This is a genomic window from Flavobacterium sp. ZT3R18 (assembly GCF_007097385.1).
In the GTDB taxonomy this organism is placed as follows: domain Bacteria; phylum Bacteroidota; class Bacteroidia; order Flavobacteriales; family Flavobacteriaceae; genus Flavobacterium.
The window spans coordinates 5,690-31,163 of the sequence record NZ_VJZS01000020.1 but is presented as its reverse complement, the minus strand read 5'-3'; the positions used below and the strand labels follow the sequence as shown (position 1 = coordinate 31,163).

Here is a 25,474-nt window from a genome sequence, read left to right as displayed (position 1 = left end):
ACTCCTATAAATGTAAAAAGGCAGCCCAAATTGAACTGCCCATTTTACCATATTTGTATTAACCTTATTGATACTTTTTTAACACTCAAACCTTCATCAATCAATAGAATACATTGACATCGATGAGCTTTTGATGAACTATCATAGACAGTCGTTAATTCTAACTTTTGACTATCAGTGAGAATGTGACTTTTTAACATCTGACAAAGATAGACAAGAGTGTCGGCTATTTAATCACAACTACTTATAACAATTGATACAATGACAAAACCCATGTAATCAGTTGAAAAATTCTTTCCGCTAGAAATTATATTATTGATTATATAGACAATTCCAAAGCTGAGTATGGTATTTAGGAATGGAATACAATACTAGAAAGAGGAAATTCTTAATAGAGATTTTAAGCATTCGATTTCAATATATGAGAGTTGATATTCTTAAAATAATTTATAAAAAACATTTCGTTACTGTATATAAAAAAATGATCTCCCTCCATTGCTTTAATTGTGACTTCTGATAAACTTTGATTTTTCCATTGTATTATTTCCTCATCTTTTATCTCCTCACAGGTACCATAAAATACGTCTATAGGCAAATCTATTTTTTCAGCTTCTTCATATATATAATTTTCAATGGTTTTAAAATCGGCTTTTAAAATCGGCATATAAAACTCCATTAATTCAGGATAGCTCTGAACCTCTTCAGAGATTCCTCCGATTTTTATTACCTCTTCCCAAAATTCATCATTTGATAAATGAGATATTTTTCTATCACGCTCAATAGAAGGGGGATTTCTTCCGCTAATAACCAATTTTAAAGGACTTTTTATTCCAATCTTCTTTAGTTCATGGCATACTAAATATCCAATAAGCCCCCCCATACTATGCCCGTAAATAATATAATCCTTACATAATTCAATCTCACGGATAATCTCTGGCATTAAATTATTCACTAATAAAGTAATATCATCAATTAAACTCTCATTGATTCGATTTCCTCTTCCAGGATACTCGATAACCACAAAATTAGAATTACTTTTTAAAAAATTTTGAAAAGAATACATGCTTCCTCCTGCAAAGGGAAAAGCTATAACTTTTACATTATTATAATTATTCATTTTTTTATTTAGTTTGTTAATCTGTTATTTTTAAGGATAAATTCTAAATGGTACCATATTAATGATTTCATTTAATAGCATTGCTTTTGATGTATTCTATAATACAATTTATATTAGGCCTTTGCATCAATGTTAAGTGAGTTCCTGAGATTTCTATAACTTCAAAAGAAGATTCAGTTAAATGGTACCAAAACTCTTCATTTATTATATCTGATTCTTTTGCTTTAAAATAGATAATATCTGTTTTATAAACAGAAACTCGCGGTGGTTTTGGCAAATCTAAACCTATAGTCCTAATTTGATTAATTTTTTCAAGACATTGGAATAAGTCAATTTCAGAATAATAAGTTGAAAAGAATGAATTCCACATTTGAGGAACTTTATACTCATAATGACCTGTTTTAATTTTTTCCTTAAACATGGTATAAAATAAGTCAATATCGTTAATTTCTGACAAGTCGTCTAAATCGATTTGAGGACACATATCGTTCAGTAATCTTTTTTCATTCTCTATTGATAATTTTCTGTCATCTGTGAAATATTCCTTACAATTATCAACTTCAAAATTAGGATTAATATAGCTGTCAGTATCTATCATATACAATCTATCAATTTTAAAGTTTTTCTCCTCCAAATAATTTGTCATTAAATAACCCAGATAACCTCCATAACTAAATCCTAATAAAGTCACGTTGTCATATCCCTCAAATAAAATTCTAATTTCTTCAGCATACATGAAAGGAATTTGATTATGGATAATAGCCGTGGGTGAAAAAATATTTTTATCAAAATCAAAAATCCAAATATTATAGTGATTTTTTAACTCTTCAAATAGAGTTCTGTATCCTAAAATTGATCCCTGTCCCTCATGAATTGTAACTAAGTTAGGTTTTGTATCATCAATAAAACTGTAATTGGAAAAATTAGCCCATTCTAAACTCTTTTTATATTTTTTAGATAATTTTATCTTATCTATGTTATCAAAATTTAAGTCTTTATTTAGAGACTCTTGATCTAAAGTCAAAGCAGAAGGCAATAAACCGCCCTCTTTTAAAGAACTTAGCGTATTGATTAGCCTTGTTAGGTTATCTTTGTAACTGTCAGCCAAATTTTGAATTGTATTGTCAATATATAAATCGGTATTAAAGGCAATAGAGAGAGTTAACTGTCCTGAGACAATCATGCCGGAGATCCCCAGCAGAACTTCATTCTTATTTAAAACGGAACTGCCCAATCCGACATTATCCGAACCGTAAGAAAACAACGAATCTGAACTATTACTCACATTATCTCCAAAATCACCAAGATAGTTGAATTCAATACTCGGGACTAAAACACTTTGAAAATTTGCTGTCAAATATTTTAATACACCATAACCGATACCTTTCTGTGGTATATTTCTCAAAGACTCTTTTACTGATACCAAATTTGTCAGCGAATCTGACTCAGGAACATTAAGTACAAAAGGATAAATCGTAGTAAACCAACCAATAGTCCTGCTTACATCAAGGTCTTCGATGATATCTTCCCTGCCATGCCCCTCAATCTTTATTACACTTCTTTCCAATCCGAAAACTTCCTTCATGGCAAGACCTAGAGCTGTCAGCAATACATCATTGATCTCTGTATTATAAACATTATGAATCTCTGTTTGAAGACATTCTGTATTATTCTTATCCAGAGTAAAGGAAATTCTTCTGTCAATATCTGTTTTTATTGCTTGGGCTTGCTTATCAACTGGGAAAATAGGTATTTCCTCGAGGCTTAATGATTCCCAATAAGGCTTCTCAGCCTGAAGCTTATCACTAAGGGCATACTGACTCAGAGCAGAAGACCATAGTTGAAAAGAATCTGTCTTCAATGGCAGCGTCGGGCTGATTCCTGAGAGATATTGCTGATATACCGCCGAGAAATCCTCCAATAAAATACGCCAAGACACACCATCTACTACTAAATGATGAATGATAAGGGCTATACGGTCACCATCCTGTAATCGAAAATGAGCCGCCTTGAATAAAGGACCGGTCCCAAGATCAAATCCTGACTGAAGCTCCTCACCAATTTTCAACATCACAGCTGAAGCATCAATCTCGTTTCGTAAATCATAAAAATCAACAACAAAATCATGTTCTGGTAAACCCGCATTAGACTGCTTTAAAACACCTTGGTCATATTTGTAAACCATACGAAGGGCATCATGGTGTTCAAGTATAACAGAAATACACATAGCTAAAATCTGCGTATCAAGAACTTCCCTACTTTTTAAAACTACCGACTGATTATAATGATGGTGTACTTTAAAACTTGTATCCTCGAAAAAGTAGCACTGGATAGGAGTTAAAGGTACTTCCCCTAAAACAACAGACTGATCGATATTGCGTATTCCCGCTTCCATATGCTCAGCTAATTCCTCTAATACGGAAAAACGAAGGATTTGCTGGATTTTTAAACTATAACCTTTTTGTTTTAAACGCGAAATAATCTGAATAGTTTTTATCGAATCTCCTCCCAGATTATAAAAATTGTCTTTTATGCTGATAGATTCTCGTTTAAGAATATCCCCCCAGACTGTAGCAAGAATTTTCTCCTTTTTAGTTCGAGGAGCAATATATTCATTACGAATAATATCACCTCCTGAAACATCAGGCAAAGCCTTACGGTCTGCCTTCCCATTAGGAGTGAGGGGAATAACATCCAGCTCCACAAAAAAACTTGGAATCATATATTCCGGAAGCCTGCTCTCCAGAAAATCTCTTAATGCAGATTTATCAACACCCTCTGAGATCAAATAGGCGACTAAGACTTTATCTTCATTAATTATCTTTGCCTCCACAATAGCCTGGCTTATGCTATCGGAATAAGCAAGAATTACACTCTCGATTTCTCCAAGCTCGATCCTGAAACCCCTAATCTTCACCTGGCTATCTTTCCTACCTAAAAATACCATATCTCCATCGGCAAGCCAGCTTGCTATATCTCCTGTGTCATACATTCTCTGACCAGCTATAAAAGGATTGCTGATAAATTTCTCAGCCGTGAGATCTTCCCTGTTCAAATAGCCTCTTGCGAGTCCTGCACCTGAGATATAAAGCTTGCCGGGAACTCCTGTCGGAACCAGAGCCAGTAAATCATCCAGAATATAAATCTGGGTGTTGGCTATTGGTTTTCCAATAGGTATCAGATTCTCATCTGTAATTCTTTTTACAATGCATCCAACTGTACTTTCCGTTGGGCCGTATTCATTGTAAATGGCAAGCGCTCTGTTTTGCTGAAAAATTCCCTCTACCTGCTTCTTAAGTAAAGACTCTCCTCCAACTACAATTTTCTGCATTGGACTTTCCTTTAATTGTACATCTTTCAGTAACTCCAAATGAGAAGGAGTTAATTTTATACTGTCCAAGTCCGATGCGTTTGAAATATAGTCCGCCAATACTTCATCAAAACTTAAATCATTGCCCATGATTTTAATCTTATTTCCTCTGATAAGGGGTAAGTAAATACTGGTAACAGTCAAATCAAAAGATAATGAACTGAATACCCCAAAATTTCCTTCTTCCTCTTTTTCAAAATAAAACGCTGAACACCACTGCAGATAATTAAACAGACTATGATGTTCAATCATTACCCCTTTTGGGCTGCCGGTAGTTCCTGAAGTATAAATGATATAGGCTAAATCTTTCGGAGTACCAGACTTTGAAAGATTACTTTTGCTATATCTGAACCTTTCTAAATTAAAAGAGATAATTTCCTCCTGATCTAAAACAACCTTGCAGTTACTGTCCTTTTCAATATATGCAATACGCTCCACTGGATAATTGATATCAATAGGAACATAGGCTCCACCTGATTTTAAAGTACCTAAAATCGTAATAATCATAAGCTCGCTCCTTTCTAACTTTATCCCTATAAGGTCATCGGACTGGATATGGTATGTCTCTCGTAAATAATTCGCCAATTGATTCGACTTCTCATTAAGCTCACGGTACGTCATCGATTTGCCCTCAAATACAACCGCTGTATGATCAGGAGTTCTTAAAACCTGATCCTCAAAGAGGTCAACTATCGTTTTATCTGTGGGATAATCCGCTTTCGTGTCATTAAACTCAAACAGCAGCTGATCCTTTTCTAATTCGGTCAAATAGTCCAATGATCTCAATTGAGCCTGAGCATCACCAGCAAACAGCTCTATTAAATTATGAACATGACCTGATAACTTACTCATCAGTTCAGGATCGTATTTATTCTTGTTATACTTAAAGTCAATATGTAGTGAATCAGAATACGGACTCGCCATGATACTAAAATCAAAATTGGTCTGTTCAAATGCAGCAATGGATTCAATCCTTAATTCCTGATCTCTGTCCTGCTGTGCCTGCTGGACATCTTCCCTGATAATATCCTGAACAGGATAGTTCTCAAATACCAGAATATGATTGATCAGGTTAGCCCCCAGTTCACTCTGTGAACTTACCTCCGATAAATTTGAATAATGGTGCGCATTGCCGGAGATGGACTGCTCTTGAACTTTTGTCAACAAATCAGCCACACGTTCCCCTTCACCATACTGAATCCTTACAGGAACCGTATTGATAAACAAACCGATCATATCCTCTATTCCTTCAAGTTCACCGGGCCTGCCCGATACAACTGAACCAAAAACAACATCATTTGTATTATTGTATCTCGAGAGCAGATAACCCCAGACTGCCTGAACAAAGGTGTTCTGGGTTATCCCTGTTTGAGTACATAAGGTATTCACCTTATTATATAATTCACCTTTTATAGTGGTTCTTTCTCTGGATTCTAAGTAGGACTCTTCTTCTATAAGCATTCGCTTAAAAGGAATTTCTGCCGTATCTGTATAACCTTGTAGGTAGTCACGCCAATAAGCCATCGAAGCATTATTATCAGCACTCTCCAGCCACTTAATATAGCTGGAATACAGAACAGGCCTAGGAAGATCTAGCGGCTTGTTCTGATAAAGTGAATTCAATATCTGATAAAAATCCTTAATCAGAATACTCATACACCAGCCGTCTGTCAAAATATGATGGTGGCTCCATATGAATTCATAATTGTCATCGCCTAAATCCAATAACATCAGTCGCATCTGAGATGCAGATTCCAAATCGAACCCTAAGGTGCGATCCTCCTCTTTGATGCGCTCCACATACTCTTCCAGTGCTGATTCCTCCGGCTTGCATTTATAGGAAAATGTACTCGCAACAGTCTTTCTAACTATCTGAAGAGGCTCATCTGCCAGATCATAACTAAATCCTGTTCGCAGCACTCCATGGCGCAGTATTAACTGGTCATAAGCCTCTTTTACCAAATCAGTATCCAGATCCAAAGCCTTTATCCTATAGGACATCTGCTCGAAATACATCGGTGAGGATCTGTCCGAAAGCCAGTGATAGTAAATACCCTGCTGCAGAGGCGAGAGTTTATATACATCCTCTAAACTGTTATCCTGATTGATAAGCGATAAGGCTTCTGTACTTAATTCTTTATAAGTCAGGTCAGATGGCGTCAATCGCACCTCTTTTACTGAACTTAAACTCTCAATAAGCAGGGTAAGCTTCTTTTGGTAGGAATCAGCAAGAGCCTGAATCGTAGCATCATCATACAATTCGCTGCTGAAGCCAATATTCATCGAAAGGCAGCCCGAAACCAGCATGCCTGAAATAGTCAAAAATACTTCGCCTTCATTTAAAACAGAACTGCCCTCGCCTATATATTCAGAGCCGTACGAAAATAATGAATCAGAGCTGTTACTCACATTATCTCCGAAATCTCCCAAATAATTGAACTCAATGCTCGGAACCAGATTACTCTGGAAGTCCGGTGTCAAATATTTCAGCATACCATACCCAATACCTTTCTGGGGTATTTTCCTTAATGACTCCTTAACCTGCACTAATGTATTCAATGAATCTGATGCTGATACACTCAGTACAAAGGGATAAACTGACGTAAACCAGCCAACTGTCCTGCTGATATCAGTATCTTCCACAATATCCTCTCTTCCATGACCCTCAACCTTAAGCACACTTCGCTCCAGTCCAAAAACATCCTTCAGGGCAAGACCAAGACCGGTCAATAATATATCATTGATCTCTGTACTGTAAACATCATGGCTCTGGGTTTGCAGAAGTTCGGTAACATCCTTGTCCAGTGTAAAAGAAATCCCACTGTCAGCCTTGGAGCTACCTGCTGCTTTATCTACAGGGAAAGATGCAATGGATGCACTGTTTAAGGACTCCCAGTAAGGCTTCTCTGTCTGAAGCTTATCACTTAACGCATACTCTTGCTGCAGGGATGACCAGTGCTGAAAAGAATCCGTCTTTAGCGGCAGATCAGGTCTGACGCCCGATAAATAACTTTCATAGGCCGAAGTAAAATCCTCCAGAAGTATACGCCATGAAACTCCGTCCACAATCAAATGGTGAATAATCAATGCCAGACGGTCGCCGTCTTTTAATCGAAAATGCGCCGCCTTAAACAAAGGACCTTCTGCCAAAGTAAAACTCGATTGAAGCTCCCCGCCCTTCTCTGACATTAAATCCTCTGCATTATCCTGATGCTGAAAATCGTAAAAATCAACAGCAAAATCATGTTCCGGCAAACCTTCATTTAATTGCTTCCATACACCCTGATCCGATTTATAAACCATACGAAGCGCATCATGGTGCCCAAGCAGAGCAGTAATACTTTTAGAGATAATCTGCGTATCAAGGGCTTCCCTGCTTTTCAAAACCACAGACTGATTGAAATGATTATGAACCTTAAAGGCTCTATCATTGAAAAAATAATGTTGAATCGGGGTTAGTGAAACGTCCCCTAAAACCGCAGACTGATCGATATCACGCGTGCTTAACTCTACATATTTAGCCAAGTCCTCCAACACCGGTACACGAAGGATCTGCTGGATCTTTAAACTGTAGCCCTGTTGTTTTAATCGCGATACAATCTGAATCGTTTTTATCGAATCGCCTCCCAGATTATAAAAACTGTCTTTTACACTGATCATATCACGTTTAAGAACATCCTCCCAGACACTCACCAACAGCTTCTCCTCTTTGGAACGGGGAGCAACATATTCTTTCCTTATAATATCAGCTCCTGAAACTTCTGGAAGGGCCTTGCGGTTAACCTTTCCGTTTGGTGTTAAAGGAACAGCATCAATCTCAACATAAAAACTAGGAACCATATAATCAGGAAGTTTACTCTCCAGAAAGGATCTTAACAGTGATTTGTCTAGGGTATCTGCTACCACATAAGCAACAAGTACTTTATCCTCATTGATATTTCTGGCATCTACCACAACCTGAGTTACACCCGGATACTCCAGAATTGTGCTCTCGATCTCTCCCAGCTCAATCCTAAAGCCTCTGATCTTCACCTGGCTGTCTTTCCTGCCTAAAAACTCAATATTACCATCCGCAAGCCAGCTCGCCAAATCGCCTGTATCATACATTCTCTGATCGGCTATAAAAGGATTGCTGATGAATTTCTCAGCCGTGAGCTCTTCCCTGTTTAGATATCCTCTTGCCAGTCCTGCTCCTGAAATATATAACTTCCCGGGAACACCAATTGGAACCAATTCCATTGCATCATCCAATATATAAATCTGCGTGTTAGCTATTGGCTTACCTATAGGAATAATAGATCTTGACACATCATCTTTTGAAACTTTATAAATCGATGTGCAAACTGAGCATTCAGTTGGACCATATGCATTAAAATAATCAATCCCTAATCCTGAAATCATTGATGCCTTAACAGGATTTGCTGATTCTCCTGCTGTTATAATACATCTGAGGTTCGAGCCTAAAATCTCTTCATCAGAAAATAATTCCAAGTAACTTGGAGGGAGAGTGACAACTGTAGACCCCGTTTCCTTTAAAAACTTCAGAAAATAATCTTTATTTTTTAGTACCTCGTCTGATCCGATACACAACGAAGCACCTGTAGCAAGACTCATCATCATTTCAGAAATTGAGGCATCAAAAGCTACAGAGGCAAACCATACGATTTTATCTTTTGCCGTAATACCAAATGACCTGATTTGGGCAAGGGACATATTAACACTGCCGCTATGTTCAACCATAACCCCTTTTGGATTACCCGTCGTACCAGAGGTATAAATAACATAAGCCAGGTTATCAGATCCGCTCAGCCTCTCTGCATTTTCTTTTGAATAAGAATTTTTAGCCTGTAAAAATAAGGACAACTCAGCTGCATCAAGAATTAATTTGCTCTTACTATCCTTCTCTATATAAGACACACGCTCCTGCGGATAATTTACATCAATAGGCAGATATGCTGCTCCGGATTTCAAAATACCCAAAATGCATACAAGCAAAAACTCACTCCTCTCGAGTTTTAAACCTATCAGATCTTCAGGATCAATAGTATATTTATCTCTTAAATAGTATGCCAGCTGATTGGACAGCTCATTTAGATCCTTATAACTTAATACCGAGTCCTCAAATATAACTGCTATATTATCAGGAGTCTTTAGAACCTGATGCTCAAATAAATCTAATATTGTCTTATCTTTTGGGTAATCAAATGAAGTTGAATTGAAATCAAGCAACAGTTCCTTTTTTTCATGATCCTTTAAATAAATAATTTTATTTAAAGGAGTGTCCGGTTTATTAATTACATATTTTATTACTTCTTCCAGATGATTTACTAAACGATTCATTCCAGCATGGCTGTAAATGTCATTATTGTACTCTAAAAGCAAATACAATTCTTCTCCTACTTCACTAAAATTAAATGTCAGATCAAATTTACTTATTACATGATCTCCCTTTTCATATCTAGTAATTTTTAAATCTTCTTGAATATATGATTTGATTTCATTTTTACTCGTATCATTATTCTGCAGAACGACCATTACATCAAATAATGGATTTCTGCTCATATCACGTGTTAAATTCAGATCTTTTACCAGTTCATCAAATGGATACATTTGATGAGTGTAAGCATCAAGCGTATTCTTCTTTATTATCTTTAAAAGATTTAAAAAATTGTCCGTTTCTTTAAACCTAGAACGCAGCGCCAATGTGTTGACATAAAATCCAATTTGATTTTCTAAATCCAGATGTTCCCGACCCGCAATAGGGCTCCCTATAATAATATCTGTCTGATTGGAATATTTGTACAGCAATGTATTGATAACACCCAATAACCCCATAAATAATGTTGCCTTTTGTTCTTCAAGCAGCATCTTCATGCCTTTTAAGTAAAGTGAACCAATTTTTTTGTGTACAATTGCTCCATTAGAGGTCTTTAGGGCTGGACGAGATTTATTATTTGCAATCTCAATGACCGGCAAAGTACCGCTAAACTGATCCAGCCAATAGGATTTACTTTCCTTTAATTCTCCGCTTCTTAAACTTTCCTGCTGCCATGCAGAATAATCTTTATACTGAATTTCTAATGGTTTTATTGTACTTGTTAATTTATTTTTACTTTCATAGTAAAAGGCAAGCAATTCTCCCATCATAATGGCCATCGACCAGCCATCACTTATTATATGATGCATAACAAATGCAAAAACAGCCTTATTTTTATCTAATTGAAGTAGACTAGCTCGCAATAATGGACCCTTTGATAAGTCAAACCCCATTATAATTTCTTTCTGAAGTGCTGTCTTGACAGCATTTTCTTGATTTTCAACATTGCATAAATCAATATGTTCAATCTTAAAACCAATACTATCAATACTCTTTACAACTTGACGGATTCTTCCTTCTTCATCTTCTTGAAATACCGTCCTTAATATCTCATGACGTTCCATTAAAAGTCTAAAAGCCTGTTCCAATAAGTCTGTATCCAAACTGCCTTCGAAAATATAAAATAATGGAATATTATAAACTGCATTCCCTTCCTCTAATTGATCTAAGATCCATAAACGATACTGCGAAGAAGATACTTCATAATCGGAAGCAACCGGTATAGATGAAATTTTGGCATTATGATTATTTTGATTATCTATTTTTTCTAAGAAAACTAAAAGTTCTTTTTTATTTAATTTAATTTTTTCAATAAGATCAAAAGTTAGATTTTCTTTTGAACCTTCTATGGCAATACCGTCACCCTCTATTTTTAATTTAATGTTATGGCTAATAAGTTCGTCTATTAGTTGCTCTAATATCATATTACAATTTTAATTTCCTGATTAATATTTTCTTTTGACTCTGCAGCCCATAGATTTCTTGCTATAATTTTTGAAATAAATTCAATTTGGGGAGTATTAAAAATTTCTTCTACTTTAAGACTGACTGCAAATTCATTTTTAACCCTTGAAATAACCTGCATTGCTTTTAAACTATGTCCACCCAATTCAAAGAAATCATCCGTTACACCTATTGGAGAAATATTTAAAACTTCTTCCCATATCAGCACTAACTTTTCTTCTATATCATTTCTTGGCGCAATATATTCTTTCCTGATAATATCTCCGTCATTAATATCTGGCAAAGCTTTACGATCAACTTTTCCATTGGGAGTCATAGGAATAAAGTCTAACTCTACATAAAAACTCGGAATCATATAATCTGGCAGTTTTTTCTCCAGAAAATCTCTGAGCAGTATTTTGTTCAGATTATCCGAGAGCAAATAGGCAACCAGCACTTTATCTCCATTGATTATCCTGTCCTCTACAACAACCTGTTTTAAATCTTCCGAATACTGCAAAATCGTACTTTCAATCTCTCCCAGCTCAATTCTGAATCCTCGAATCTTAACCTGATTGTCTTTCCTTCCCAAGAACTCTATATTGCCATCTGGCAGCCAATAACCTAAATCTCCTGTATCATACATGCGTATTCCTTCAATAAAAGGATTGCTTAGGAATTTCTCCTTTGTTAATTCTGGTCTATTTAAATATCCTCTTGACAATCCTAAACCAGAAACATAGATTTTACCAACAACTCCTATTGATACTGGATTTAAATTTCTGTCTAAGATATAAATCTGTGTATTGGAGATTGGCTTACCAACTGGAATTCTACTATAATCTTGATTTTTTATCTCAAAAGTTGTGGTGAATGTTGTATTTTCTGTCGGACCGTATCCGTTAACTACTTTTATATTTGGATATCTTTCAAACAATTTTTGACAATGAATCGGAGATACTACATCACCTCCTACAATTAATTTAGTTATTCCATGAAAGAAATTAATATTGTTTTCAACAACATTACTAAACAGCAAAGCTGTCATCCAAAGACTGTCTACATTCTGTTTCTTTGCAATATCTTCTAATAAGGCTACATCCAGTAAATCATTATAACTGCTCAATACTAATTTTGAACCATTTAATAAAGTTCCAAAAAATTCAATTATTGTTGCGTCAAAAGATATTGATCCTGTACTTAAAAGAATGTTGTTTTCGTTCAACGGGAAATATGTACAGGGTTTAACCAGTCTTACAACATTCCTATGTTCAACCATCACTCCCTTAGGATTACCTGTTGTTCCTGAAGTATAAATTACATAGGCCAAATCAGAAGTTTGGTTAATTTTCTCTAAATTATTTTTTTTGAATCTGAATCTTTGTAAATTATAAGATATGATTTCTTCCTCATCTATCACAGCTTTGCAATTACAGTCATTTTCTATAAATGAAATACGCTGTTCCGGATAATTCAGATCTATCGGAACATACGCTGCTCCGGATTTCAGTATCCCTAAGATTGAAATAATCATTAACTCACTTCTATCAAGCTTAACTCCAACTAAATCATCTGGTTCAATGCTATAATTTTCTCTTAAATAATGACCAAACTGATTGGCCCTTTCATTTAGATCATGATAGGTCAATTCAGTCTCGCCAAATAGCAGTGCTATATTATTTGGAGTCCTTTCAGCCTGCTCCTCAAATAAGTCAACTATAGTTTTTTCCTTTGGATACGCTGTGTCTGTTGAATTAAAATCAGACAACAACTGCTTTTTCTCTGTCAACGTGATATAATCAACATCTTGGATATTGGCAGTCGGATTATCAATCAATTCACTCATCAGATTCTCAAAATGTAAAAACATTCTTTCTATCAAAAATGAATCATAAATATCTGTATTATATTCAATTCCTAGATACAAGTCTTCATTCTCCACAAAAGTAAAACACATATCAAATTGAGATGTATTGCTCTTAAGCCCGTACTGGCTTACTTTAAGATTGATAAACTCCTCTCTTTCATTTATATTATGAAGTTGGGCGTGATTCTGTAAAACTACCATAACATCAAATACAGCCGAACGGCTAGAGTCTCTTTTTAAATTCAACTTACTAAGTAGTACATCAAATGGATAAGCTTGATGCTCATAAGCTTGTAATAAGTTTTCTTTTTGTTTTGTTATTAAATCTAAAAAGCTACTATTTTCCTTAAATTTCGTCCTAAGAGCTAAAGTATTTAAATACAAACCTAATTGATTCTCTAGATCCGGATGGTCTCTTCCTGCAATCGGAGTGCCGACAACAATATCATCCTGACCTGAATACCTATAAAGCAAGGCATTTATGCCTGATAGCAATGTCATAAATAAGGTAACGTCGTTTGATTTCGAAAAAGCTTTTAACTTATCCAAGAATGATTTGGAAAATTCATGTACAATTCTCTCTCCATTATAAGTTTTTACCAATGGCCGTACCTTAAAACTTGGCAAATTTAAAACAGGTAGTTCTTCACTGAATTGATTTAGCCAGTACTGCTCCGATTTTTGCTGCTTTTTTTGCTGCAATTCCTCACTCATCCATACTGCATAGTCCTTATACTGGATATTTAAAGCAGGCAGATCAATCTCTTTTCCCTGAACCAAGCCATTGTAAGTTTTTACAATCTCTGATGTTAATAACTCTACAGACCAACCATCCCCTATAATATGATGCATGGATAAGAAAAATACATATTCACTTTCTTTTAATTTTATTAATGATCCTCTAACTAAGGGGCCATGTTCCAAATCAAATAACTCTTGATTACTGTCCTGCAAATAATTAGCAACACACTCATCTGGATCTGCTTCTAAACTATAATCTTTATGGCTAAGTCTGAAATCCAATCCTTCAATAGGTATAATATATTGTTGAATCATACCTTCAGAGGTTGTTCCAAAATAAGTTCGCAAAATTTCATAACGCTCAATCAATAATCTTAAGCATTCTTCAAATTTATTTACTTGTATTTCCCCTTTTAAAGTAACGGCGCCCATTATGTTATACGCTAAAGAACCGCCTTCTAATTGACTTAAGATCCATAACCTTGCTTGGGAAGCCGTCACTGGATATGATGGCATTTCTGGAGCTTTAGGTATTGGGACAAATTTATTGACACGTAACTCATTACTTAACACATCAATACTTGGACTGCTGAAAAATGTCTTAAACGATATTCCTTTACCCAGCTGTTTGTATATCCTGTTGATTACCTGTGCAACCAGCAGGCTGTGCCCGCCCAATTCAAAGAAGTTATCGGTAATTCCAATTCTTTCAATCCCTAATACATCCTGCCAAATCAACACCAGTTTCTCTTCTGTCTCATTCCTAGGGGCAACAAACTCTTTTCTGATAAAATCCGCATCATCAACATTCGGTAGAGCTCTGCGATCTATTTTGCCATGATCAGTTAATGGCAATTTTTCCAATGAAACATAGGAATTAGGAACCATATAATCCGGTAATTTTTCCTGCAAAAAGTTTCGTAAATCAGATTTATTAACAACATCATTTGAGACCAGATAAGCAACCAGGGCTTTATCTTGATTATTCTCTTTTAGTTCTACTACCACTTGCTTTAAAGATTCTGAATATTGTAAAATAACATTCTCAATCTCTCCTAATTCAATACGGAAACCTCTGACTTTAACCTGATGATCTTTCCTGCCTAAAAATTCAATATTCCCATCGGACAGCCATCTTCCTAAATCTCCAGAATCATACATGCGCAGACCCTTAATGAAAGGATTGGCTATAAATTTCTCCGAAGTCAGCTCAGGCTTATTTAAATAGCCTCGCGCAACGCCAGATCCCGATATATACAACTTTCCGGTAACCCCAAAAGCAACAGGCTGCAACTGTTCGTCTAACAGGTAAATCTGAGTATTTGATATTGGACGTCCAATTGAAGGATTGCATCTTAGATAATCCTCTTTTAACGTAATTGTAGTTACTACATGAGTTTCGGTCGGCCCATAATGATTATGGAGCTTCATTTCTACTGATCTTAGCTTGTCTACTGCATCCTCACTTAAAGTTAATTGTTCTCCGGCAACAATAATATCCTTTATTATTTTTGACTTTATTAAAGAATAGAATGACTCTACATCCAATAATAACTTAAAATACGATGTCGGTAAAAAAAGAGTGTTGATATTATTTCTTTTTATAAAAGCCGAAAGAGCCTCCGAATCTCTTTTTAAAATTTCGGCAATTGGATATATAGTGCCCCCTCTCAAGAGAGTTGTAAATATTTCATGAAATGAGGCATCAAAACTTATACTTGCAAATTGAAGTGTTCTGTCACTGGCATGTATTTCAAGCTCTTTATTATGAAAAGTGATCAAATTAGTCATATTGCCATGCTCTAACATAGTTCCTTTGGGAACACCTGTCGAACCAGAGGTATACATAACATATACCAAATTGCTTGATTTAATTTTTACATTATTATTCTCTATACTGTAGTTCTTTTGGACTTTGAAAAATTTATCCAATTCTTCTTCATCAATTACAACTTTACTGTTGCTGTCCTGTTTAATATAAGAAATTCTCTCTTCTGGATAATGTGGATCAATTGGCACATAAGCTGCTCCGGTTTTTAAAATTCCTAAAATTGAAACAATTAAAATTTCACTTTTTTCTAATTTTATACCTATTAAGTCATCATTTTGAATACCAAAATTTTGTATTAAGTATGCTGCAAACTGATTTGATCTTTCATCGAGATCCTTATAAGTCAATTCCTTATCCTCAAAGACAACAGCTGTATTATCAGGAGTTCTTAAAACCTGATCCTCAAACAGATCAACTATTGATTTATCTGATGGATAATCTGCCGCTGTATCATTAAAATCAAACAATAACTCTGACTTCTCAGAATCTGTAAAATAATCTAATGAATTTAATTTACCCTCCGGATCTGAACTAAACTGTTCAGCAATAGTATAAACATGGCCTGACAATTTACTCATCATCTCCTGATCATACTTATTTTTATTATACTTAAAGTCTATGCGTAACGATGATGAAGAGGAACTCGCAATGATATTGAAATCATAATTGGTCTGCTCAAAAGCAGCAATGGATTCAATCCTTAACTCCTGGTCTCTGCCCTGCTGTGCCTGCTGAACATCCTCCCGTATAATATCCTGAACCGGATAGTTCTCAAATACTACTATATGATTTATCAGGTTAGCACCCAGTTCACTCTGTGAACTTACCTGTGATAAATTTGAATAATGGTAAGCATTGCCAGAGATGTACTGCTCTTGAACTTTTCTCAGCAGATCAGCTATACGTTCCCCTTCACCATATTGTATTCTCACAGGAACTGTATTGATAAACAGCCCGATCATATCTTCTATTCCTTCGAGCTCTGCAGGCCTGCCCGATACAACTGAACCAAAGACAACATCATTTGTATTATTGTATCTCGAGAGAAGATAACCCCAAGTTGCCTGAACAAAAGTATTTTGCGTTATTCCGGTTCGGCTACACAATTCATTTATTTTATTAAAAAGATCTCCTTCTATTATTACAGTCTCTCTGGCTTCTGAATAAAAATCATGTTCTGAATCCTGACGCTTAAAGGGAACTTCTGCCGCATCTGTATACCCTTTTAGGTATTCACCCCAGTAAGCCAAAGAAGCATTCTTATCTACACTGTCCAGCCACTTGATATAGCTGGAGTACAGAACAGGCTTGGGAAGATCCAGCGGCTTGTTCTGATAAAGAGAATTCAGTATCTGATAAAAATCCTTGATCAGAATACTCATACACCAGCCGTCTGTCAAAATATGATGGTGGCTCCATATGAATTCATAATCGTCATTGCCTAAATCCAATAACAGCAATCGCATCTGTGATGGAAATTCCAAATCAAATCCGAAGGCACGGTCTTCCAGTTTGATATGCTCCACATAATCTTCCAATGATAAATCCTCAGGCTTGTGTCTAAAGGCAAATGTACTCGGAACAGTCTTTTTTACTATCTGAAGCGGCTCATCGGCCAAGTCATAAGAGAAACTAGTACGCAAGACACCGTGGCGCAGTATTAACTGATCATAGGCATACTTTACCGAATCAACAGTAAGATCAAAAGCTTTTATTCTGTAGGACATCTGCTCGAAATACATCGGTGAGGATCTATCCGAAAGCCAGTGATAATAAATACCCTGCTGTAAAGGCGATAACCTGTAAACATCCTCTAAATTATTATTCTGGTTTATTCTTGATAAATCTCCTATACTCAAATCTTTATAGGTCAAGTCAGATGGCGTTAATCGGCTCTCTTTTACTGAACTTAAATCTTCAATAAGTACAGTAAGGTTCTTTTGATAGGAATCAGCCAGATTCTGAATCGTAGTATTATCATACAATCCACAGCTAAAACTAATATTCATCGAAAGACGTCCGGAGACTAACATACCTGAAATAATCAACTTTACTTCACTCTCATTTAAGGCTGAATTGCCTGAGCCGATATACTCTGAGCTATAGGAAAATAATGAATCTGAACTGTTGCTCGCATTATCCCCGAAATCCCCCAGATAATTGAACTCAATGCTCGGAACCAGATTACTCTGGAAGTCCGATGTTAGGTATTTCAGCATGCCATAGCCAATACCCTTCTGTGGTATTTTCCTTAGTGACTCCTTAATCTGAACCAAAGTATTCAAAGAGTCTGAACCCGAAAGACGCAATACAAATGGATAAACTGTAGTAAACCAGCCAATCGTTCTGCTGATATCTACATCTTCCACAATATCCTCTCTTCCATGTCCCTCAACCTTAATTACACTTCGATCCAATCCAAAAACATCCTGTAAAGCAAGACCAAGACCTGTCAATAAAACATCATTGATCTCTGTACTGTAAACATCATGAATCTGAGTCTGCAGAAGTTCCGTTATATCCTTATCCAGGGTAAAGGAAATACTGCTGTCAGCCTTAGAGTTACCCCCTGCTTTATCTATTGGAAAAGCAGCTATAGCTTCACTGTTTAAGGACTCCCAATAAGGCTTTTCTGCCTGAAGCTTCTCGCTTAATGCATACTCCTGCTGCAGAGAAGACCAGCGCTGGAAAGAATCCGTCTTCAATGGAAGATTAGGCTTAACTCCTGAAAGGGATTGCTGATAAACAGCTGTGAAATCCTCCAGCAGTATACGCCATGAAACTCCGTCTACAACCAGATGGTGAATAATCAATGCCACACGGTCACCGTCTTGTAATCGAAAATGAGCCGCCTTAAACAAAGGACCAATCCCTAAATCAAATCCAGACTGAAGCTCCTCTCCTTTCTCTGCCATTAAATCCTCGGCATTATCCTGATCTTGAAAATCGTAAAAATCAACAGCAAAATCATGTTCCGGCAAACCTTCATTGAATTGCTTCCATACACCCTGATCCGATTTATAAACCATACGAAGCGCATCATGGTGCCCAAGCAGAGCAGTAATACTCTTAGAGATAAGCTGCGTATCAAGGGCTTCCCTGCTTTTTAAAACCACAGATTGGTTGAAATGATTATGAACCTTAAAGGCTCGATCATTGAAAAAATAATGCTGGATAGGGGTAGGTTTTACTTCTCCCAGAACCAATGACTGATCGACATCACGTGTGCATAACTCTACATGTTTAGCCAAATCTTCCAATACCGGCACACGAAGAATCTGCTGGATCTTTAAACTGTAGCCCTGTTGTTTTAATCGCGATACGATCTGAATCGTTTTTATCGAATCGCCTCCCAGGTTATAAAAACTGTCTTTTATACTGATATTCTCACGCTTAAGAACATCCTCCCAGACACTCACCAAGAGCTTCTCCTCTTTGGAACGGGGAGCAACATATTCTTTCCTTATAATATCAGCTCCTGAAACATCCGGCAAAGCCTTGCGGTCAACCTTGCCGTTTGGTGTTAAAGGAACAGCATCAATCTCAACATAAAAACCAGGAACCATATATTCCGGCAAATATTCTTTCATATAATTCTGAATCTCTTTTGGTGAAAAGAATCCATTGGCAACAATGTAGGCTACCAGGTTTTTATTATTATTTTCATCCGTAGATATCAACAACACATTTTGGCTTACCAGCGGACACTGGTGCAGTACATTTTCTATTTCACCTAACTCTATTCGTATGCCGTTTATTTTAACCTGATTGTCTTTTCTGCCTATAAATTCTAATATACCATCAGCATCCCATTTGGCTAAATCTCCCGTCTTATATAATTTTTCACTATGATTTAAGCTCCCTTCCCTAAAAAATGGATTGCTCACAAATGCCAATTGTGTTTTCTCAATATCATTCAGATAACCCTGGCCAACACCTATTCCCGAAACATACAGATCACCTGCTATGCCATGAGGCAGCAAGTTCAAATGATTATCTAAAATATAAATACTCATGTTCTGAATAGGTTTTCCTATCGGAACTGAACCTTTCCAGTCAGCAGAACAGCTCTCAAAAAGATAATGGGTGATATCATCCGAACACTCCGTTGGTCCATATACATTGGCCATACTGATCGATGGATAGTAACCAAACCATTTTTTACAATACTCCGCCGGCAGTGACTCCCCGTTCATCATCAAACAGCGAAGACTTTTTAATGATGGCAAAAGAGATTCACCTGATAAAAAATCCAATAAAATTGAAAAATGTGCAGGCACACTCTCCACTATTGTAATATTTTCATTTTCAATACACTCAAATAGGTTTTGAGGATTCCATGCCTGTTCTCCAATTAAAACAGTTGTCTTTCCTCCAACCAATAAAGCGGTCATAAACTGCCAGATGCTGACATCAAAGATATGAGTGGCAGTCTGTCCTATATTGTCCGCAGCAGAAATATTAAAATCATTGATCTTAGCAAATAAATGATTGACCATTCCTAAATGTTCAACCATCGCTCCTTTTGGAACACCCGTAGAACCCGAGGTGAAAATAATATAAGCCAAAGAGTCAACTTCTAAAGCTAAATTAAGATTATCTGTACTGTAATTCCCCAAATACGCTGCTTCAAGAAATACACCAGATACATCTGGCCCAAGTCCCTCAAGATGCGATTGATAATCAGTACTGCTAAGAATAAAGAAATCTTCTGCTTGTTTTAATACCTCTCTATTCCTTTGAATAGGGGCATTTATGTCCAAAGGAGTAAAATATCCACCTGCTTTCCATACTCCAAGCATAGAAACTAAATATTCAATACCTCTTTCCTGGAAAAAAAATACATGAGAATTTAAACTGACTCCGCTTTCTATAAGATAATAAGCAAGCCGATTTGATTTCTGGTTAAGTTCACGATAAGTCAAGCTGGTATTCTCAAATACAACCGCTGTATGATCAGGCGTTCTTGTAACTTGTTGTTCAAACAAATCAACTATAGTCTTATCCTTAGGATAATCTACCGCCGTATCATTAAAATCAAATAATAATTGTGACTTCTCCCCCTCTGTTAAGTAGTCTATTTCCTCAATTGCTTTTTCTGGATCATCAAGCAAATCACTCATCAGATTCTCAAAATGCAGAAACATTCTATCAATTAAGTAACTATCATAAATATCTGTGTTATATCCTATTACCAGAAATATCCCATCTGCCTCAATAAAAGTAAAACTCATATCAAATTGGGAAGTCTTATTTTCAAAAGAATAATTGCTTACGTCTAAATCAATAAGCGCTTCATTACTGCTGATGCTATTAAGCTGAACCTGACTCTGAAGCTCTACCAAAACATCAAATAATGCTGAACGGCTCATATCTCTATTTAAGTTCAATTTGCCGACTAATTCATCAAATGGATAATTTTGATGCTCAAAAGCCTTTAATAAAGTTTCTTTTTCATATGCTATCAGATCTAAAAGACTGTTTTTCTCTTTGAACCTGGTTCTAATGGCCAAAGTATTTAAATATAAACCCAATTGATTCTCTAAATCTGGATGTTCCCTTCCTGCTACTGGTGTACCAACAATAATATCATCCTGACCTGAATACCTGTAAAGCATAGCATTGATACCCGCGACCAATGTCATAAACAAAGTCACGTCCTGTGATTTTGAAAATGATTTTAACTTATCTAAAAATGATTTTGAAAATTCATGTCGAATTATTTTGCCATTATAAGTCTGCACTATAGGACGTGCATTAGAACTTGGTAAATTCAAAACAGGAAGTTCCCCTTTAAATTGATTTAACCAATATTGCTCTGATTCTTGTTTTTTATGTTTCAATTCTTCATTAAGCCATACCGCATAATCTTTATACTGAATATTCAATACAGGAAGGTCAGCTTCTTTACCCCGAACAAGGCTGTTATAAGTTTGTACAATCTCTGATATTAGTAACTGTAAAGACCAGCCGTCTCCAACAATATGATGCATTGTCAGGCAAAAAACATAAGAATTTTCTTTTAATTTAAATAAAACTCCCCTAATCAGTTGAGCCTGCTCCAAATCAAATACTTCTTGATTAAACTCTTTTACATAATCAGCAACACATTCCTCCGGATTTTCTGCTAAGCTATAATCTACGTGCCTAAGTCTGAAATCTAACTCTGACCCATTGACAATATACTGACGAATTTCCCCATCGAAATTTGTCTTAAAATAAGTCCTTAAAATTTCATGACGATCAATCAATACTTTAAAGCTTTCTTCGAACTTCTTAACTTCAATTATTCCCTGTAATCTAATAGCAGCAGGCATATTATATGCTAAAGAGCCTCCTTCTAATTGACTTAATATCCATATCCTTGATTGAGATGCTGTAACTGGGTAAGAAATCATCTCAACAGATTTAGGAATTCGAACAAATTCATCAGTCGTGAATTCATTACTCAAGCCTTTAATAGTAGGTTCCATAAAAAACGATCTGAAAGTCATTTTTATTCCCAACTGTTCATAAGCTCTATTAATTACTTGACCAATTAACAAACTATGTCCTCCTAATTCAAAGAAGTTATCGGTAATTCCAATTCTTTCAATTCCTAATACTTCCTGCCATATTGAAATTAATTTCTCCTCCTTCTCATTTCTTGGCCCGACATACTCCTTTTTTATAATATCCTCTCCAACAACATCTGGCAGCAGCTTGCGGTCAACTTTACCATTAAAAGTCAATGGAATACTGTCAATCTCAACATAAAAACCAGGAATCATATAATCCGGAAGTTTACTTTCCAAAAATGACCTTAACAGTGATTTGTCCAGAGTATCTGCTACCACATAAGCAATCAGCATCTTAACATTATTGACACTTCTCGCATCCACAACAACCTGATTTACATCCGAATACTCCAGAATTGCGCTCTCTATCTCTCCAAGTTCAATCCTGAAGCCCCTGATCTTCACCTGGCTGTCTTTCCTGCCTAAAAACTCAATATTACCATCCGCAAGCCAGCTCGCCAAATCGCCTGTATCATACATTTTCTGACCAGCTGTAAAAGGATTGCTGATGAATTTCTCAGCCGTGAGTTCTTCCCTGTTTAAATACCCCCTTGCCACTCCTGCTCCTGAGATATAAAGTTTGCCTCGAACTCCGATCGGAACCATTTCCATCGAATCACCCAAGATGTAAATTTGAGTATTGGATATTGGCTTTCCTATTGGAATATTTGATTTATCTGAATCATTTTTGGAAACATTGTAAATCGACACACAAACCGCACACTCAGTTGGACCATAAGCATTATAATAGTCGATCCCTAACGCTGTAATTGATAAAGCCTTAGTTGGATTTGCAGCTTCACCTGCTGTTATAATACATCTTAGTTTAGAGCTTGAAATCTCTTCGTTTGAAAATAAATCAAGATAACTTGGAGGCAAAGTTACCACTGTAGAACCGCTCTCTTTTAAGAATGCAAAAAAATAATCTCTATTTTTAATTATCTCATCATTAACAACATATAATGCCGCACCACTATTGATACTCATTGTCATTTCAAAAAATGATGCATCAAAAGCAATTGAAGCAAACCAAATAATTTTATCTTTTTCAGTTATCTTAAAAGATTTAATTTGATCTAAACACATGTTGACACTATTACGATGCTCAACCATTACTCCCTTTGGATGACCAGTACTTCCTGAAGTATAAATAACATAAGCAAGACTCTGCATGGTATTTATCTTCTCAAGATTATTTTTTGAATAACTTTCACGAATATTTAAAAATAAAGCCAGTTCATCAGCATCAATGATAACTTTACTTTTAATATCTTTTTTTATAAAAGAAATCCTCTCTTCCGGATAATTATTATCAATTGGAACATACGCTGCTCCTGATTTTAAAATACCCAAAATTACTACAATTGTTAACTCACTCTTATCGAGCATTATCCCTATAAGGTCATCTGCCTGAATGTCATAGGTTTGTCTTAAATACAGAGCAAACTGATTGGATTGGTCATTGAGATCCTGATAGGTTAAGGATATATCCTCAAATACAACTGCTATATTATTGGGGGTTTTTATAACCTGATCTTCAAATAAATCAACAATGGTCTTGTCATTAGAAAAGTCTACTCCTGTAGAATTAAATTCAATCTGCAAAAGCTGTTTATCTTCAGAATTTATACAGTCAATATCAGAAATACTTTGAGTTGAGTCATTTGTAACAAATCTAAGAATTTGCTCAAAGCTGACAATTATTCTGTTTATTGTATCCTTTAAAAATAAATCACTACAATAAACGATATTAATGTTGAATTCACTATCATTTTCTGTTATTTCAAATGATAAATCAAATTTAGCAAGGTTATTTTCAAAAGGTTCATGAAAAATCTTAAGTTCAGCAGTTTGAATAGACTCACTATCGCTATTATTGCTGTTATTGTCATTCTCGTTATTATTGTTGTATGAAAACATGATTTGAAACAACGGGTTAAAACTCATATCTCGTGTTTTAACCACTTTTTCAACTACCTTTTCAAATGGGACGTCTTGATATTCATAAGCTTCTAACATTGTTTTCTTTACCTGCAGAAGTAACTTTTCAAAAATAATATCACCGCTCAAATCACTTCTCAATACAACTGTATTAGCAAAAAAACCAATTAAGGGCTCTATTTCTTTATTATTCCTGTTTGCAATACTGCTTCCTATACAAATATCATAATTTCCAGAGTATTTATGCATCAATATATTAAAAGCAGACAGCATCGTTATAAATGGAGTAACAGAAAAATTCTTAGATAAAGTTTTAATCTCTGCTGTTAATTTTTTATCTAAAACAACAGAAAATCTACTGCCATTAGCAGATTGAATGCTTTGTCTTGTAAAATCAGTTGGTAAATTTAAAGGTTCAATATCTTTAAGTTTATTTTGCCAGTATTCTAATTTATTATCTAATAATTCCCCTGATAAAATTTGTTTCTGCCAAATAGAGTAATCAATATATTGAATAGGCAGATCAGGTAAAATAAATTCAAAATTTTGATACAGACTTAGTACTTCATTTATAAAAATCGGCATAGACCAGCCATCAGAAGCAATATGATGTATTGTTAAAATTAAAACATGTGTACTGCTTTCTTTTACCTTTATTAAATTAGCCCTGATCATAAAATCCTTAGATAAATCAAAAGGTTTTCTTAATTCTTCCTCTTTAATTTTTATAAGATTTGATTCTTCTTGTATCTCAGAGTAATTTAAATGCCAGTCACTAGATGGTTTAACTAATTGATATGGCATTCCTTCATCTTCATAAAAAACAGTTCTTAAAACTTCATGCCTCTCGACAATTTTTCTTAATACATTTTCAAATAAAGCCACATCTAAATCACCATCTATACGCAAGATCGTGTTTAAATGGTAATTAGCAGTGCCGGAAAGTTTATCAATAAACCATAATCTTTCTTGCGAATAGGATAACGGTATCTTTAAAGGCCGTGTTTGAATATTTATTTTTTCTAAAAAATCATTTGATTTTTGGAAGATGATTTTACTTTCAAGATAAGATTTAATATCATCTCTATAAATACTGATTTTATCAATTGTTTCACTTTCTAGAGGCTTATCGTCAGCCGTTTTATATTTTAATTTATTCTCTTCCAGAAAAATAATTACACCATCTTCCTCTAATTCAAGCAATAAAGAAACTATTTTATTTATATTCAC

3 protein-coding genes are annotated in these 25,474 nt (G+C 35.4%); all 3 read right to left on the bottom strand.

What is annotated here, in order from left to right; translation table 11 throughout:
• Positions 1-400: 400 nt before the first annotated feature.
• Entirely contained in the window at positions 401-1,117 is a 717-nt protein-coding gene (locus FNW52_RS16775; RefSeq protein WP_143378635.1) for a thioesterase II family protein, read from the bottom strand.
• A 67-nt stretch (positions 1,118-1,184) separates the two neighbouring features.
• Positions 1,185-11,288 carry a non-ribosomal peptide synthetase gene (locus FNW52_RS16770; protein ID WP_143378634.1) on the bottom strand — a complete coding sequence of 3,368 codons (10,104 nt, stop codon included), beginning with the start codon at positions 11,286-11,288 and terminating at the stop codon, positions 1,185-1,187.
• Positions 11,285-25,474, bottom strand: a complete 14,190-nt coding sequence (locus tag FNW52_RS16765; protein ID WP_143378633.1) for a non-ribosomal peptide synthetase — start codon at positions 25,472-25,474, stop codon at positions 11,285-11,287. Before FNW52_RS16765 ends, FNW52_RS16770 begins: the two co-directional genes overlap by 4 nt.